Raw genomic sequence first — 15,315 nt, 5'->3', positions numbered from 1 at the left:
TTTTTCACTTTGCTGCAGCGCACCCCGATCAAACGGCGGACCGGAGGATTCCGGTCCGGGCTTGCCTGACAGGTGTCAGGCGGCGGCCTTTGCAGGCGCGAGGGCGAGGGCCTTGACCTTGGCCGACAGGCGGCTCTTGTCGCGGGCTGCCTTGTTCTTGTGGAAGATGCCCTTGTCGGCGACGGTGTCGACGATGCTCTGGGCCTTCGCGAACAGTTCGCTTGCCTTGGTCTTGTCGCCAGCCAGAACAGCCTTTTCGACGTTCTTGACAGCGGTACGGTATTTGGAGCGCAGCGAGGTGTTCGCAGCGTTGAGCTTGGTGTCCTGGCGGACGCGCTTGCGGCCGGAGGCGAGGCGCGGGTTCTTTTTCTTGGGCTTGGCGGATGCCATGATTTATGTCCTTAGGTGTCTGAGGATGATGCAGCAAAGCCTTCCATTATAGGCCGGGTTGGCTTTTCCGGCGAATCCGGGCGTTTCGGCACCCCGGCGGGGCCTAAACTCGGCCTCCGTGTCCCTGCTCAAATCCGCCTCCACCGTCTCCCTGCTGACCCTCGCCTCGCGGATCACGGGCCTCGTGCGCGACGTGCTCTTCGCCTCGGTTTTCGGCGTCAGCGCGCTCACCGACGCCTTCAACGTCGCATTCCGCATCCCGAACCTGTTCCGGCGGGTCTTCGGCGAGGGCGCCTTCAGCCAGGCCTTCGTGCCCGTGCTGGCCGCCCGCAAGACCGAAGCCGGGGACGAGGGCGCCCGCCAGCTCATCGACCACGTCGCCACCCTGCTGACCTGGACGCTGGTGATCGTCTGCGTGGCCGGCGTGGCCGGCGCGCCGCTGCTGGTCTGGGCCATGGCCAGCGGACTGCCCGGCTTCGATGCCGCCGTGGTCATGACGCGCTGGATGTTCCCCTACATCGGCTTCATGTCGCTGGTGGCTCTGGCGGGCGGCATTCTCAACACATGGCGCAGGTTCGCGGTGCCGGCGGCATCGCCGGTGCTGCTCAACGTGGCGCTGATCCTGTCGATTTTGGTCGGCGCGCCGCTTTTCCGGCACTGGGGCATCGAGCCGATCTATGCCCAGTGCGTGGGCGTCATGGTCGGTGGCGTACTGCAGCTGGCCTTGCAGATTCCGGCGCTGCGCAAGCTGGGGCTGCTGCCGCGCCTGGGCCTGAGCCTGCGGGCGCTGCGTACCGCCTGGACCGATCCGAACACGCGCAAGGTGCTCAAGCTGATGCTGCCGGCGCTGCTGGGCGTGAGCGTGGCGCAGATCTCGCTGCTCATCAACACGCAGATCGCCTCCCACCTCGCGGTGGGCAGCGTCACCTGGATCACCAATGCCGACCGGCTGATGGAATTCCCCACCGCCATGCTCGGCGTGGCGCTCGGCGTGGTGCTGATGCCGCAGCTGGCCGGCGCCCGCGCCGCCCAGGACGACGCGCGCTATTCCTCGCTGCTCGACTGGGGCCTGCGCCTCGTGGTGCTGCTGTCGGCGCCGTGCGCCATCGCCTTGCTGCTCTTCGCGAAGCCACTGGTGGCGGTGCTCTTCCACAACGGCGCCTACTCGGGCGAGGACGTGGGCCGCACCACCCTGGCGCTGATGGGCTACGGCGTCGGCCTCGTCGGCATCGTGGCCGTGAAGGTGCTCGCGCCGGGCTACTACGCCAAGCACGACACGCGCACGCCCATGCTCATCGCGGTGGGCGTGCTGGTGCTGACGCAGATCCTCAATGTCTTCCTGGTGCCGGTGCTGCAGCATGCGGCGCTCACGCTGACCATCGCCATCGGTGCGCTGGTCAATTCGGCCTGGCTGCTGGTCGGGCTGATCCGGCGCGGCAGCTACAAGCCAGAGCCGGGCTGGGGCAAGTTCGCGCTGCAGGTCATGGCGGGGACCGCGGTGCTCGCCGGCCTGCTGGTCTGGGGCTCGGCGCATTTCGACTGGGTCGCCCTGCGTGAGCAGCGCCTGCTGCGCATCGGCCTGCTGGCCGCTCTGATCGCCGGCTCGGCGCTGCTGTATTTCGGCGTACTGGCGGCGGTCGGCGTGCGGCTGCGAAGCTTCATCCGCCGCTGACGAACCCTCTTTTCTTCGCGCGCGCCGCGGAACCTGCTTTGCAGGGCCGTTGGTGCGGCCCCCTGAAGGGGTTRGCGGCCACACGAAGTGGGCAAGCCTGGGGGTGAACCAAGTAGTCCCTGCCTTGACGCTCCGGAAATGCTCCTCTACAAAGCCACATGACGTTCAGCATTCAGGTTCCGACCGCCCTGGAGTATTTCGAGTCGCTGGTGCGCAGCGACGACCAGTTCCCGCTGCTCGAAGCCGCCGCCAGCCTGGCGCAGGACGAATACCCCGATCTCGATGTGCAGCAGGTGCTGGGCGACGTCGATCAGCTCCTCGCCCGCCTGCGCCGCCGCCTGCCGGCCGACGCCGCGCCGCTGGCCCGCCTGCGGGCGCTGAACCAGTTCTTCTTCAGCGACCTGAACTTCGGCGGCAACGTCAACGACTACTACGACCCCGACAACAGCTACCTGAACGCCGTGCTGCGCACCCGCCGTGGCATCCCGATCTCGCTGGCGGTGCTGTGGATGGAGCTGGCGCAGGGCCTGGGCCTGCAGGCGCGGGGCATCGGGTTTCCCGGCCACTTCATGCTCAAGGTGACGCTGCCGAAGGGGCAGGTGGTGATCGATCCGTTCACCGGCAAGTCGCTGTCGCGCGAGGAACTCGGCGAGCGGCTGGAACCTTACAAGCGCAGCAACGGCCTGGTCGGCGACTTCGACGTGCCGCTGGGCCTCTACCTGCAGCCCGCCAGCTCGCGCGAAATCATCGCCCGCATGCTGCGCAACCTGAAGGAAGTGCACCACGCGCAGGAAGACTGGCAGCGCGTCATTTCCGTGCAGGACCGCCTGATCGCGCTGCTGCCCAGAGCCTGGGGCGAGTACCGCGACCGAGGCATCGCGCATGCCGAGCAGGGCAATACGGCATCGGCCGTGCGCGACCTCGAAACCTATCTGTCGAAGGCCGAGGACGCACTGGACATCGACGCCATCGCCGAGCGCGTCGCCGCCCTGCGCCGCATGGCGAGCTGAAGAAATGAACACCCAGGCCGGCGTGAGCCCGGCGCCCGACCTGGGCACCCTGCATGAATTCCACGGCGTGCAGCCCGTGCTGCCGGTGTCGGATGTCACGCGCGCCGCGCGCTGGTTCCGCGACGTGCTGGGCTTCGAGCTCGACTTCATCGCCGGCGAGCCGCCCAGCTACGCCCGGGTGAAAAAAGGCGACCGCAGCTACGGCGACCCGGTCTACCTGCGGTTGTGGCAGTGCAACGCGCGCGAGACGAAACCCTGGCGCGGCGAGATCGTGATCCACGTCGGCAAGGACATCGACGGCCTGCATGCCGCCTACGTGAAGCGCGGCGTGACGGTCGTCGAGCCGCCCACCTCCCAACCCTGGGGGCTGCGCGAATTCGCGATCCGGGAGCCGGATGGCCATGTGCTGCGCTTCTGCGGCTATCTGCCCTGAAGCCTCAATTTCGGAAACACAAAATTACAAATGGATCGATGTGTTCGTGTCGATCTGGCTTCCGCTCGTCCGACGTGTGAACAGGAGCAGGCAGATTCCCAGCCGCTTCACCACCATCAACCTTCAGGAGAAACGACATGCGATTCATGATTCTGGTCAAGGCCAACGCCGATTCCGAAGCCGGCGTGATGCCCAGCACCGAAATCCTCACCGCCATGGGCAAGTTCAACGAGGAGCTGGTCAAGGCCGGCGTGCTGCTCGCGGGCGAGGGCCTGCACCCCAGCTCCAAGGGCGTGCGCGTGCGCTGCGAGGGCCCCACCAAACGCACGGTCATCGACGGCCCCTTCGCCGAAACCAAGGAGCTGCTGGCCGGCTTCTGGCTGTTCCAGTGCAAGTCGAAGGAAGAGGCCATCGAGTGGATCAAGCGCAGCCCCTTCCAGGAGGGCGAGATCGAGATCCGCCAGGTGTTCGAGGCCACCGACTTCGGCGATGCCATGACGCCCGAGCTGCTCGCCCAGGAAGACCGCCTGCGCGCCGAGACCGAGGCCCGCACCAAGGCGGGCGCCTGATCCGGCCGCCCGTGCAACGCAACGGAACCGAAGGAGACGCACCATGCGATTCATGCTGCTGATGATTCCCCACGGCTACGAGAGCGCCGCGCCCGGCACCAGCCCCGACGTCGAGGCGGTGTCGGCCATGATGGCCTACAACGAGTCGCTGCAGAAGGCGGGCGTGCTGGTCAGCTGCGACGGCCTGCATCCGCCCTCGATGGGCGCGCGCGTGAGCTTCAGGAACCGCAAGCCCAAGGTCGTCGACGGCCCCTTCGCCGAGGCGAAGGAAGTGCTGGGCGGCTTCTGGATCATCGACGTGCCCTCGCGCGCCGCGGCCATCGAATGGGCCAGCCGCTGCCCCGGCGGCGACAACGAGGTCATCGAGGTGCGCCAGATCCAGGAGATGGAAGACTTCCCGGCCGACGTGCAGGCGGTGGCCAGCGAATTCACGTCGATGCAGACGGTGAAGAAGACCGGCGCATGAGCCAGGCCGGGGGGCGCGCGGGCCACGCGGACAGCGCCGCCATCCACCGCACCATCGAGGCGGTATGGCGCATCGAGTCCGCGAAGATCATCGCCACCGTCGCGCGCATGGTGCGCGACGTGGGGCTGGCCGAAGAGCTGGCCCAGGACGCGCTGGTCTCGGCCCTGGAGCAGTGGAGCGAATCGGGCGTGCCCGACAATCCCGCCGCCTGGCTCACGGCCGTGGCCAAGCGCCGCGCCCTCGACCGCCTGCGCCACCTGCAATTGGCCGAGCACAAGTCCGGCGAGATCGGCCGCGAGCTCGACGCGCAGCACGAGATGGCGCAGGACGACTTCGCCGAGGCGGTCGATGCCGCGCTGGACGACGACATCGGCGACGACCTGCTGCGGCTGGTGTTCACCGCCTGCCACCCGGTGCTCTCTACCGAAGCGCGGGTGGCGCTCACGCTGCGGGTGATGGGCGGCCTGACCACCGACGAGATCGCGCGCGCCTTCCTCGTGCCAGAAGCCACGGTCGCGCAGCGCATCGTGCGCGCCAAGCGCACCCTGGCCGAGGCGCGCGTGCCCTTCGAGGTGCCGCGCCGGCACGAGCTCGAGGCGCGGCTGGCCTCGGTGCTGGAGGTGATCTACCTGGTCTTCAACGAGGGCTACTCGGCCACCGCCGGCGACGACTGGATGCGCCCCACGCTGTGCGAAGAGGCGCTGCGACTGGGCCGCATCGTGGCCGAGCTGGTGCCGAAGGAGTCCGAAGTGCACGGGCTGGTGGCGCTGATGGAGATCCAGGCCTCGCGCACCGCCGCGCGCATGGGGCCTTCGGGCGAGCCGGTGCTGCTGCTGGAGCAGAACCGCGCGCGCTGGGACCAGATGCTGATCCGCCGCGGCCTCGCGGCGCTGGCGCGTGCCGAGTCGCAGGGCGGCGCGCTCGGACCCTATGCGCTGCAGGCCGCCATCGCCGCCTGCCACGGCCGCGCGCGCACCGCCGACGAAACCGACTGGGGCCGCATCGCCGCGCTCTACGACGCGCTGGCCGAACTCACGCCGTCGCCCATCGTCGAGCTCAACCGCGCGGTCGCGCTGTCGATGGCCTTCGGCCCGGCGGCCGGGCTGGAGGTGGCCGACGCGCTGCTGGACGAGCCCGCGCTCAAGGGCTACCACCTGCTGCCGACCGTGCGCGGCGATCTGCTCTTCAAGCTGGGCCGCCACGACGAGGCGCGCCGGGAGTTCGACCGCGCCGCCTCGCTCACGCGCAACACACGCGAGCGGGCCCTGCTGCTGTCGCGCGCCCGGGCCTGTACTTGACTCGCCCCCAGGCTTCGCGCACTTCGTGTCGCTGCGCCAACCCCCTTCCGGGGGCGATACCTGCGGCCCGGCGGAGCCGGTCCCGCGGTATCTCTGGAAGAAGAGGGCGCGCTTGCGGCCTTCGGATGGCGGTGCAGGTTGAACTGAACCACACCTGAATCTGCTGCGAGTCACGCCGGAGGACAATGCGCGCCATGCTGCGCACCCCCTCCCTCCGCTTCCTGTGCGTTTCCGGCCTGGCCCTGCTGCCGACCGCCTCGGCCCTGGCCCAGTTCGATCCCGCCAAGGTGTGGACCGAGCCGCCGGCCATTGCCTCGCGCTTTCCCGATCCGCCGGTGAGCTACGCCACGCCGGGCTTTCGCGAAGGGCGCGCCGACTTTCCCTCCCATGCCGAGGTGCTGGCTTTCCTGAACGATCTCGCGCGCCAGTCGCCGAACGTGCGCGTCGAGCGCATCGGCGTGTCGCAGCAGGGCCGCGAGATGCCGCTGGTGGTGCTGGCCGATCAGGGCCGCGTCGATCCCACGCGCCCGACGGTGATGGTCATCGGCCAGCAGCACGGCAACGAGCCGGCCGGCGGCGAGGCGGTGCTGGCGCTGGCGCAGCAGTTCGCCTCCGAGCCGGGCTCGGCGATGCTGAAGAAGGTCAACCTGGTTCTGGTGCCGCGCGGCAACCCCGATGGCGCCGAGCGCTTCACCCGCGTCACCGCCAACGGCATCGACGTGAACCGCGACCATTTGCTGCTGCGCACGCCCGAGGCGCGCGCGCTCGCGGCGGCCACCCTGCGCTACGCGCCGCAGGTGGTGCTCGACCTGCACGAGTTCACCGTCGGCGGCCGCTGGATCGACAAGTTCGGCGCCGTCATGAAGTACGACGGCCTGCTGCAGCCCGCCACCGTGGGCAACCTCGACGCCGCCATCGCCACCAGCGCGCAGCGCGACTACGTCGATGCCATCCAGGCCGCCTTCGCGCGCGCCGGGCTGCAGGGCTTCAAGTACCACACCACTTCCGGCGGCAAGGCCGACGACCGCACCGTGTCGATGGGCGGCGTACAGCCCGATACCGGGCGCAACGTGAGCGCGCTGCACCAGGCCGTGAGCCTGCTGCTCGAGGTGCGCGGCGTGGGGCTCGGCCGCGCGCATTTCGCGCGCCGCGTGCACACCCAGGTGCTGGCGGCCACCACCGTCATCGAGACGGCGGCGCGGCAGGGGCCGGCGCTGATGCAGCTCACCGTCCAGGCCGGCCAGCGCGCGAAGGCCGAAGCCTGCCAGGGCGACGTGGTGGTCGAGGCCTGGCAGACGCCGACGCGTCAGCGCCTCGAATTCCTCGATGCCAGGACCGGCGAGGACAAGGCCGTCGACGTCGAATGGCGCGCCGCCGAGCCGCTGAAGATCGTCAATGCGCGCCCGCGCCCCTGCGGCTACCTGCTCGCTTCGAGCGAAACCGTGGCCGTGCAGCGCCTGCAGATGCTGGGCGTGCGCGTGGAGCGCATCGACAACGCGGCGCCGTGGTCGGTGGAGCGCTACGAAATCCTCTCGCAGACCGACGGCCAGCGGCAGGATGCGCGCGGCGCCATCGAGGACGGCGAGGCGATCCGCGCCTTCCGCGTGCGGCTGCGCCACGGCCGCGCGGTCGTGCAGCCGGGCAGCTTCTACGTGTCGCTGGCGCAGCCGCTGTCGCCGCTGGTCAGCGCGGCGCTGGAGCCCGATTCGCAGAACAGCTACGCGGCCAACCGGCTGCTGGAGATCGGCGACGACAGGCTGCTGCGCGTGCCGGGGCCGGCGCCCGCTGGCGTCTGGCACTGAGCGGCCAGCCGGCTCAGGTCCGAGAGGACGAGCCCGCTTCCGATGGCGACCCCGGCAGCCCGAACTGGTGCCACGCGCGGCGCAACTGCGTGTCGGAGCCGAAGCCCGACTGCTCCGCCGCCCGCGTCACGCTCGCGCCCGAGGCCAGCGCCAGCTGCGCCGTCGCGAGCCGCAGCCGCCGCAGGTAGGCCAGCGGCGCAACGCCCGCGTGCTCGACGAAGAGCCGCGTGAGATGCCGCGCCGAGGTGTGCGCCACCTCGGCCATGCGCGGCACGTTCCAGTCGGCCTGCGGCTGCTCGCTGACGGCATCCTGCACGCGGTGCAGCGCGGCGTGCAGGTGGTTGCGGTAGGCGAGAAAGGGCGAGAGCTCCGGATCGTGCGGGCCCCGGCGCAGCGGCACCACCATCGACTGCGCGACCTGCGCCGCGAGCGCCTCGCCGCACAGCTCGCCGATGCGGTGCAGGATCAGGTCGATGCCGGTGGTCACGCCCGCGCTGCTGTAGAGCGGCGGGTCGATCACGAACACACGGTTGCTCACCACCTCGCAGCGCGGCTCCACTTCGCGCAGCTCGCCCAGGTGATGGTGATGCGTGGTGGCGCGCCGGCCGGCCAGGGCGCCTGCGTGCGCCGCCAGCACCGCGCCGGCACAGACGGTCACCAGCTCCAGCCGGCCGCGCTCGAAGCGCAGTCCGCGCAGCCAGTGCAGCAGGTCCTGCGTCTCGGGGTTGTCGATGGCGATGCGCTCGCCGGGCAGGCCGACCAGCACGACCCAGCCGGGGCCGTCCCACGCCGCCGGCAGGGGCGATAGCCCGGCCAGCGCCACGCCGACCGAGCCCATGGCCGTCGGCCGGGGGCTGGCGAACTCGATGACGAAGCGCTCCGGCCGCCCCGTCGCGCGCAGCCGCTGGTTGGCGATGCGCAGCGCCTCGGCCGGCCCAGCCCAGTCGAGCACCAGGCTGCCGGGCAGGAGGACGAAGACTACGCGGATGGGCTGGACGCCGGGTTCCTGTTCCATGCGTAGTCCATCTGGCGCGCGGTGCGCTCGGCCAGCTCGCGCCCGGCCAGCCGTTCGACGAGGTGCAGGCTCATGTCGATGCCGGCGCTGATGCCTGCCGAACTGACGACGCGGCCGTTGTCGACCCAGCGCACGTCCTCGCGCACGTCGAGCGAGGGGAAGCGCTCGCGCAGTTCGGCGACGTCTTCCCAGTGAGTGGTGACGGCGTCGTCCGTGACCACGCCGCTCGCAGCGAGCAGGAAGGCGCCGGTGCAGACGGACGCGACGATCTTCGCTTCGGCTGCGGTGCGGGCGATCCAGCGCAGCGTCTCGGGGCTGGCCATCGGCGCGTCGACCACGCCGCCGGGGACGATCAGCACGTCGGCTGGCGGGCTGCCGGCCAGTGCGTGGTTCGCCAGCAACTGAAGGCCGGCGCGGGCCTGCACGGGCTGGCCGGCGGCGACGTGTGCCGCCGAGGCGACCTCGAATGGCGCCGCCGAGCCCGGCCGCATCCGCTGGCTGACCCGGCTCGCGGTGGTGAAAACCTCGAAGGGGCCGGCGAAGTCCAGGGCCTCCACGCCGTCGAAGGCGAGGATCAGCACGCGCAGGCTGGCGCTGTCGCTCATGCCACCGCCCGTTCCAGCGCCTGCGCCACGGTGCAGACGGTGGCGAAGCGGCCATGCAGCACTGCGGCCGTGCGGGCCTTGATGTCGGCGGCGGCGAGCGGGCTGCCGTCGGGGTGCTTCATGTCGAAGGTGAGGGTGGCGTCGGTCACGTAGTCGACCTCCCAGCCCAGGTCGGAGGCGTGGCGGGTGGTGGTCTCGCAGCACTGCTCGGTGCGGATGCCGCTCACGATCAGCCGGCCGATGCCGTTCTGCGTGAGCCACACATCCAGCCCGCTGTTGACCAGCGCGCTGTGGCGATGCTTGGTGAAGGTGGCGGCGGCATCGAAGGCAGCCAGCCCGCCGATGGGACGCACGTGGCCCGATTCGACCGCGAAGGGGTTGCTGGCGTCGGAGGGCTCGTCGGTGTGGAAGACCCGCACGACAGGCAGGCCGGCGGCGGCGCAGCCTTCGATCAGCGCGTTCTGCGCGGCGAAGTAGGGGGCGGCCTGGCTTTCGTTCCAGTAGGCGCGCTGGCGGAACGACTCCTGGGCGTCGATCACTATCAGACAGGTTTTCATGGCGGGCGCTCGGGGGGCGGAGTGGATGATGCCGCCTATTCTTCCGGGGTGCCAGCTACCGGTCCGCTCGGGGGCGGACCAGAATCGATCAGATCAGGACATCGAAGAAGGCGGAAAGCCCCTTCAGACCAGCGCCGCCGCCTGCAGCTCTTTCTTCAGGTATGCGTAGTACAGCGGCGCCGCCACCAGCCCGGCCGGTCCGAAGACCGCCTCGGCCACGAACATCACCGCAAGCAGCTCCCACACGCTCATCTGCGTGCGCGCGCCCACCACCTTGGCGTTGATGACGTACTCGGCCTTGTGGATCACGATCAGGAAGATCAGGCAGGCGGCAGCCGTGACCGGCGACACCGACAGCCCCACCAGCGTGATCACCGAGTTGCAGACCAGGTTGCCCACGATCGGCACCAGCCCGGCCAGGAAGGTGAGGGTGATGAGCGCCGGCGTGTACGGCAGGTGCGCGTCCCACAGCGGCATGACGAAGAGCAGGAAGATGGCCGTCAGCAGCGTGTTGAAGGCCGCGATCCAGAACTGGGCTGCAACGATCTGCCCAAAGGCTTCGCCGAAGGTCCGCACGCGCTGGTGCAACTGCTCCGCCAGCGGCAGGCGCCGCGGGGGCACATGCGCCACGGCGGCCAGGCTGCCGATGATCAGGCCGACATACGAAAAAAGAATGCCGTGCAGCCAGGCGCGCCCGGCCACGGCCAGCGAACCGGCCTGCGCGCGCAGGTAGTTGGCGATCACGCGTTGCACCTCGGCCGCGCCCTCGGGCAGGTAGACGGCGATCTCCACCGGCAGCTTGGAGCGCAGCTCCAGCACGGTGCGCGCCGTGTAGTCGAGCAACTCGCGGTACTGGTCCGGCGCATCCACGATGTACTCGCGGGCCTGCGACAGCGCCAGAGTGATCAGGGCGATGGGCGCCAGCAGCACCACGGTGACGGCCAGCACGCCGGCCCAGCCATTGGCGCTTCCGGGTCGCTTCGCCAGCGCCGGAATGCGCGCAAGTCCCGATGTCAGCAGGCGCGAGAACCACCGCGTGACGAGGAACCCGATGCACACGCACAGCAGCCCCGGCAGCAGGTGCTCCCACATCACCAGCAGCAGCGCCGCCAGCATCAGCAGGTAGCTGGCGATCGTCACGCCGCGCGAAGCGGCGGAAGTGGCGGCGGGGGCCGTCTTTGCGGCGACGGGTGCTGGCTGCGGCTTGTTGGCCATCCGGGGGGGGCGGGCGCTTGCTCTGTGCTTGGGAAAAGTGGACGCGGCAGCCGGCGTTCAGCCGACGACCACGGCCGCGCCTTCGCCGCGCTCGGCGATCGTGCCGATCTCGAACACCGTTTCACCGGCGGCACGCAGCGTGGCGGCGCAGGCCGCGGCTTCGGCGGCGTCGATCACCACCACCATGCCGATGCCGTTGTTGAAGGTGCGGTTCATCTCGATGTCGTCGATGCCGGCCACCTTCTGCAGCCAGGCGAACAGCTCGGTCCGAGGCCAACTGCCCTTCTTGAGATGGGCGGCGGTGCCTTCGGGCAGCACGCGCGGGATGTTCTCGAGCAGGCCGCCGCCGGTGATGTGGGCCAGCGCCTTGATCGGGTGCTTGCCCAGCGCTTCGAGCACCGGCTTCACGTAGAGGTGGGTGGGTTCCATCACGGCTTCGCGGAAGGGCTTGCCGTCGAGGGTGGCGGGCAGGTCGGCTCCGGCGCGTTCGATCACCTTGCGCACCAGGCTGAAGCCGTTGGAATGCACGCCGGCCGAAGCCAGGCCCAGTACCACGTCGCCGGGCTTGACGTTCTGGCCCGTGAGGATCTTCGATTTCTCGACCGCGCCGACCGCGAAGCCCGCCAGGTCGTATTCGCCGGCCGGGTACATGCCGGGCATTTCGGCGGTTTCGCCGCCGATGAGGGCGCAGCCCGAGAGCTCGCAGCCGCGGGCGATGCCGCCGACCACGGCAGCGGCCGTGTCCACGTCGAGCTTGCCGCAGGCGAAGTAATCGAGGAAGAAGAGGGGCTCGGCGCCTTGCACCAGCACGTCGTTGACGCTCATGGCCACGAGGTCGATGCCGACCGTGTCATGCATGTTCCATTCGAAGGCCAGCTTGAGCTTGGTGCCCACGCCGTCGGTGCCGCTCACGAGCACCGGCTCCTTGTAGCGCTTGGGCACTTCGAACAGGGCGCCGAAGCCGCCGATGCCGGCCAGCACGCCTTCGCGCATGGTTTTCTTCGCGAGCGGCTTGATGCGGTCGACCAGGGCGTCGCCTGCATCGATGTCTACACCGGCGTCCTTGTAGCTGAGCGGGGTGGGCGTGGAGGAGGTCATGGGTGGTCGGGGTCGGGAAGGACGCGAAAAGACGCGAAAGGACGTGAAGAGTGGAAGCGGAAGGCGGCTCCGGTAACCATGTTGGCCGGACCGATAGAATTCCCGATGATTTTAAGGGCCCTCGCGGCCCCCTCCATGAACCTTCCCGGGATGAAACAGCTCGCGCTCGATATCGGCATTGCGACGGGCCCCAGCTTCGACGCCTTTTTCGCCGGCCCCAACGAAGCGGCGCTGCGGCACCTGCAAGTGTGGGTGGGCGGCGCCGGCAGCCCCGCGCTGCACTCGCCGGTGCCTACCTACCTGTGGGGCGACGGCGGCAGCGGCAAGACCCATCTGCTCGAATCGGTGCGTGTCGCACTGCGCGAGCAGGGCGCCAGCGTGGGCTGGCTGCACGCCGGCCTGCTGGAGCCGCCCGAGTTCGACGAGCGCTGGGGCGCCGTCCTGCTCGACGACGTGCACCTCTACACCGCCGTGCAGCAGCACGCGGCCTTCAACTGGTTCGTCAACGCCCAGACGCTGCAGCGCGGCGTGGTCGCCGCCGGCGCATTGCCGCCGGCCGACCTGCCGCTGCGCGAGGACCTGCGCACCCGCCTCGGCTGGGGCCATGTGTTCCACATGCAGGTGCTCAGCGAAAGCGAACGCCGCGCCGTGCTGCGCCAGGCCGCCGACGCGCGCGGCGTGATGCTGTCGGACGACGTGCTCGACTACATGCTGCACCGCTTCAGCCGCGACCTCGGCAGCCTGATGGAGCTGCTCACGCAGCTCGACGGCTATGCCCTGCAGACGCAACGCGCGATCACCATTCCGCTGATCCGCTCCATGCTCGAAAACGAATAGAAGAGCGAACAAGGCTTCCAACAAACAATGATCAAGAAATTCATCGACAAGCTGCTGGGCAAGGGTGCCGGCGGCACGCAGGGCAAGAGCCGCTTCGGCAAGCGCCAGGAGGTGCCGGCCGAAGTCCACGGAATCGATCCGGCCCTGGTCGACGAGCGTGCGAAAAACGTGGTGACCACGCTTCAGCAGGCCGGCTACGAGGCCTACGTGGTCGGCGGCGCGGTGCGCGACCTGCTGCTGGGGCTGCGCCCCAAGGACTTCGACGTGGCCACCAACGCCACGCCCGAGCAGGTCAAGTCGCTCTTCAGACGCGCCTTCATCATCGGGCGGCGCTTCCGCATCGTGCACGTGGTGTACGGCCGGGGTCGCGAACACGAGGTGATCGAGGTCTCGACCTTCCGCGCCTACATGGACAACGCCGCCGCCGAGCAGGTGGCGGGCAACGAGCGCACCAGCAAGGGCGAGCTCGCCAGCATGAAGCACGCCGTGGATGCCAGCGGCCGGGTGCTGCGCGACAACGTCTGGGGCCCGCAGGAAGAAGACGCGGCGCGCCGCGACTTCACCGTGAATGCCATGTACTACGACCCGGCCAACCAGGTGGTGGTGGACTATCACAACGGCATCAAGGACGCCCAGAAGCTCACGCTGCGCATGATCGGCGACCCGGCCACGCGCTACCGCGAGGACCCGGTGCGCATCATCCGCGCCATCCGCTTCTCGGCCAAGCTCGCGGCCCTGGGCTTCAAGATGGAAGCCAAGACGGCCGCCCCGCTGGTCGAGTCGAGCAAGCTGCTGGCCGACGTGCCGCAGAGCCGCCTGTTCGACGAGATGCTCAAGCTGCTGCAGACCGGGCACGCCATCGCCACGGTCGAGCAGCTCAACAAGCTCGGGCTGGCCCGCGGCATCTATCCGCTGCTCGACGTGGTGGTGGAGCGCGCCGACCAGCCCTTCGTGAAGGCCGCCCTGCAGGACACCGATCGCCGCGTGGGCGAGGGCAAGCCCGTGGCGCCCAGCTTCCTGCTGGCCTGCGTGCTCTGGGCCGACGTTCGCGATGGCTGGGCCCAGCGCCAGGAGGGGCGCAACGGCCAGCGCGCGCAGCCGCCGTTCCCGGCGCTGCAGGACGCCATCGACGACGTGTTCAACGCCCGCATCGGCGACGTGTCGGGCCGGGGCAAGCTGGCCGCCGACATGCGCGAGATCTGGATGATGCAGCCGCGCTTCGACAAGCGCACCGGCTCCACCCCCTACAGCCTGGTCGAGCAGGCCCGCTTCCGCGCCGCTTTCGATTTCATGCGTCTGCGCGCCGACGTGGGCGAGGTGAGTGAAGCCATTGCCGAGTGGTGGCAGGAATTCAGCACCGCCGACGACGTGCGCCGCACAGACCTGCTGGAGCAGGTGCGCGAGGAACAGAAGGTGCGCCAGCGCGTGCGGGTGCGCGAGACGCCGCAGCAGCCCCCGAAGCAGCGTGGCGAGCCGGCGAGCCGCCGCGCGGCGGATGCGGGCCGGAATGACGAAGGCGACGAGGTCGAGACCGTGGCCGTGCCACCCGATGGCGAAGCCCTGGCGCCGCGCAAGCGTCGTCGCCGGCGCAAGCCGCGCACCGGAGGTGGCGGTGGTGGCGAGGGCGGCGGGAGCGCCGCAGGCGAGTGATGAACAAACCTGATCGGCCCAAGGGCGACGGCAAGAGGGGCGCCGCGCCGCGTGCTCCCGCAGGCAAGCGCGCGGCACCGCCAGCGAGACGTGCCCAGGCCCGGCCTTCCGGCGGCGGCCCCGCAGTGCGCCGCTCGAAGGAGGACTACCCGACCGTGCAGGCCTTCGTCGCCATCGGCGCCAACCTGGGCGACGCCCAGGCGGCGGTGACGGCGGCCATGGATGCCATCGGCGCCATCGAGCGCACCGTGGTCACGGCGCGTTCGTCGCTGTACCGCAGCGCGCCCATCGAATCCTCGGGGCCCGACTACATCAATGCCGTCGTGGCGGTGCGCACCGGGCTGACGGCCGAGGCATTTCTCTCCGAACTTCAGCTGCTCGAAGAGCAGGCCGGGCGCGAGCGGCCCTTTCCCAACGCGCCGCGCACGCTCGACCTCGACCTGCTGATGCACGGCAATTCGGTCAAGGACACGCCCAGGCTGAGCCTGCCGCATCCCCGCATGCGTGACCGCGCCTTCGTGCTCAAGCCGCTGGCCGAGATCGCACCCGACAAGGTGCCGCGCGCGGCGCTGGCGCGGGTTTCGAGCCAGGTCATCGAACGCATCCGCGGCTGACCGGCGGCGGGGCGGTGACCCGCCCGCCCGGCCCGGTGCCTCCCTCCCGGTACACTTGCGCGGTTTTTCATCACACTGTCACAC

At 69.8% G+C, this 15,315-nt stretch carries 16 protein-coding genes; 10 read left to right on the top strand and 6 right to left on the bottom strand.

The features are described from left to right. Window positions 1-75: 75 nt before the first annotated feature. On the bottom strand, window positions 76-390 hold the full coding sequence (gene rpsT, locus QMO14_RS10300) for a 30S ribosomal protein S20 (RefSeq protein ID WP_125947882.1): 315 nt from the start codon (window positions 388-390) through the stop codon (window positions 76-78). 118 nt (window positions 391-508) lie between these two features. Here rpsT and murJ point away from each other — a divergent pair, with 118 nt between their 5' ends. From murJ to QMO14_RS10265, 7 genes are all read left to right on the top strand, one after another. Next, entirely contained in the window at window positions 509-2,062 is a 1,554-nt protein-coding gene (gene murJ, locus QMO14_RS10295) for a murein biosynthesis integral membrane protein MurJ (RefSeq protein ID WP_301506721.1), read from the top strand. A 158-nt stretch (window positions 2,063-2,220) separates the two neighbouring features. After that, window positions 2,221-3,072, top strand: coding sequence for a SirB1 family protein (locus QMO14_RS10290; RefSeq protein WP_301506718.1), 852 nt, complete (start codon window positions 2,221-2,223; stop codon window positions 3,070-3,072). Between the two features lie 4 nt (window positions 3,073-3,076). Further along, complete coding sequence (locus QMO14_RS10285) at window positions 3,077-3,505, top strand: VOC family protein (RefSeq protein ID WP_301506716.1); 429 nt, start codon at window positions 3,077-3,079, stop codon at window positions 3,503-3,505. A 137-nt stretch (window positions 3,506-3,642) separates the two neighbouring features. Further along, entirely contained in the window at window positions 3,643-4,074 is a 432-nt protein-coding gene (locus tag QMO14_RS10280; protein ID WP_301506715.1) for a YciI family protein, read from the top strand. 43 nt (window positions 4,075-4,117) lie between these two features. Then, a complete protein-coding gene (locus QMO14_RS10275) occupies window positions 4,118-4,540 on the top strand; it encodes a YciI family protein (protein WP_301506714.1) in 423 nt (140 codons plus the stop codon). After that, on the top strand, window positions 4,537-5,838 hold the full coding sequence (locus QMO14_RS10270) for an RNA polymerase sigma factor (RefSeq protein ID WP_301506712.1): 1,302 nt from the start codon (window positions 4,537-4,539) through the stop codon (window positions 5,836-5,838). The genes QMO14_RS10275 and QMO14_RS10270 overlap by 4 nt, the downstream gene beginning before the upstream one ends. Before the next feature lie 194 nt (window positions 5,839-6,032). Then, window positions 6,033-7,640 (top strand): M14 family metallocarboxypeptidase, encoded by a 1,608-nt coding sequence (locus tag QMO14_RS10265; protein ID WP_301506710.1) that lies wholly within the window; start codon window positions 6,033-6,035, stop codon window positions 7,638-7,640. Between the two features lie 13 nt (window positions 7,641-7,653). Here the strand turns inward: QMO14_RS10265 and QMO14_RS10260 are convergent, their stop codons facing one another. The 5 genes from QMO14_RS10260 to purM all read right to left on the bottom strand — a co-directional run bounded on the left by QMO14_RS10260 (window position 7,654) and on the right by purM (window position 12,130). Further along, window positions 7,654-8,655, bottom strand: coding sequence for a GlxA family transcriptional regulator (locus tag QMO14_RS10260; protein WP_301506708.1), 1,002 nt, complete (start codon window positions 8,653-8,655; stop codon window positions 7,654-7,656). Continuing rightward, on the bottom strand, window positions 8,619-9,260 hold the full coding sequence (locus QMO14_RS10255; protein WP_301506706.1) for a DJ-1/PfpI family protein: 642 nt from the start codon (window positions 9,258-9,260) through the stop codon (window positions 8,619-8,621). The genes QMO14_RS10260 and QMO14_RS10255 overlap by 37 nt, the downstream gene beginning before the upstream one ends. Beyond that, the gene (locus QMO14_RS10250) at window positions 9,257-9,817 is read right to left on the bottom strand and encodes a cysteine hydrolase family protein (RefSeq protein ID WP_301506704.1); all 561 of its coding nucleotides are present in this window, start codon (window positions 9,815-9,817) and stop codon (window positions 9,257-9,259) included. The genes QMO14_RS10255 and QMO14_RS10250 overlap by 4 nt, the downstream gene beginning before the upstream one ends. A gap of 123 nt (window positions 9,818-9,940) precedes the next feature. Then, window positions 9,941-11,032, bottom strand: coding sequence for an AI-2E family transporter (locus QMO14_RS10245; protein WP_301506702.1), 1,092 nt, complete (start codon window positions 11,030-11,032; stop codon window positions 9,941-9,943). 57 nt (window positions 11,033-11,089) lie between these two features. Next, window positions 11,090-12,130 carry a phosphoribosylformylglycinamidine cyclo-ligase gene (gene purM, locus QMO14_RS10240; RefSeq protein WP_301506700.1) on the bottom strand — a complete coding sequence of 347 codons (1,041 nt, stop codon included), beginning with the start codon at window positions 12,128-12,130 and terminating at the stop codon, window positions 11,090-11,092. A gap of 150 nt (window positions 12,131-12,280) precedes the next feature. Between purM and hda the strand changes: the two genes are divergently transcribed. The 3 genes from hda to folK are packed head-to-tail and all read left to right on the top strand — an operon-like array spanning window position 12,281 to window position 15,231. Continuing rightward, complete coding sequence (hda, locus tag QMO14_RS10235) at window positions 12,281-12,967, top strand: DnaA regulatory inactivator Hda (RefSeq protein WP_301506698.1); 687 nt, start codon at window positions 12,281-12,283, stop codon at window positions 12,965-12,967. A 27-nt stretch (window positions 12,968-12,994) separates the two neighbouring features. Further along, entirely contained in the window at window positions 12,995-14,617 is a 1,623-nt protein-coding gene (pcnB, locus tag QMO14_RS10230; RefSeq protein ID WP_301506696.1) for a polynucleotide adenylyltransferase PcnB, read from the top strand. Then, complete coding sequence (folK, locus tag QMO14_RS10225; protein ID WP_367618153.1) at window positions 14,617-15,231, top strand: 2-amino-4-hydroxy-6-hydroxymethyldihydropteridine diphosphokinase; 615 nt, start codon at window positions 14,617-14,619, stop codon at window positions 15,229-15,231. The genes pcnB and folK overlap by 1 nt, the downstream gene beginning before the upstream one ends. The last annotated feature ends 84 nt before the right edge of the window (window positions 15,232-15,315 follow it).

Source organism: Variovorax sp. CAN15 (assembly GCF_030462475.1).
Lineage (GTDB): Bacteria > Pseudomonadota > Gammaproteobacteria > Burkholderiales > Burkholderiaceae_C > Variovorax.
The sequence above is the reverse complement of the archived record's forward strand: the minus strand, read 5'-3'. Positions and strand labels throughout refer to the sequence as shown.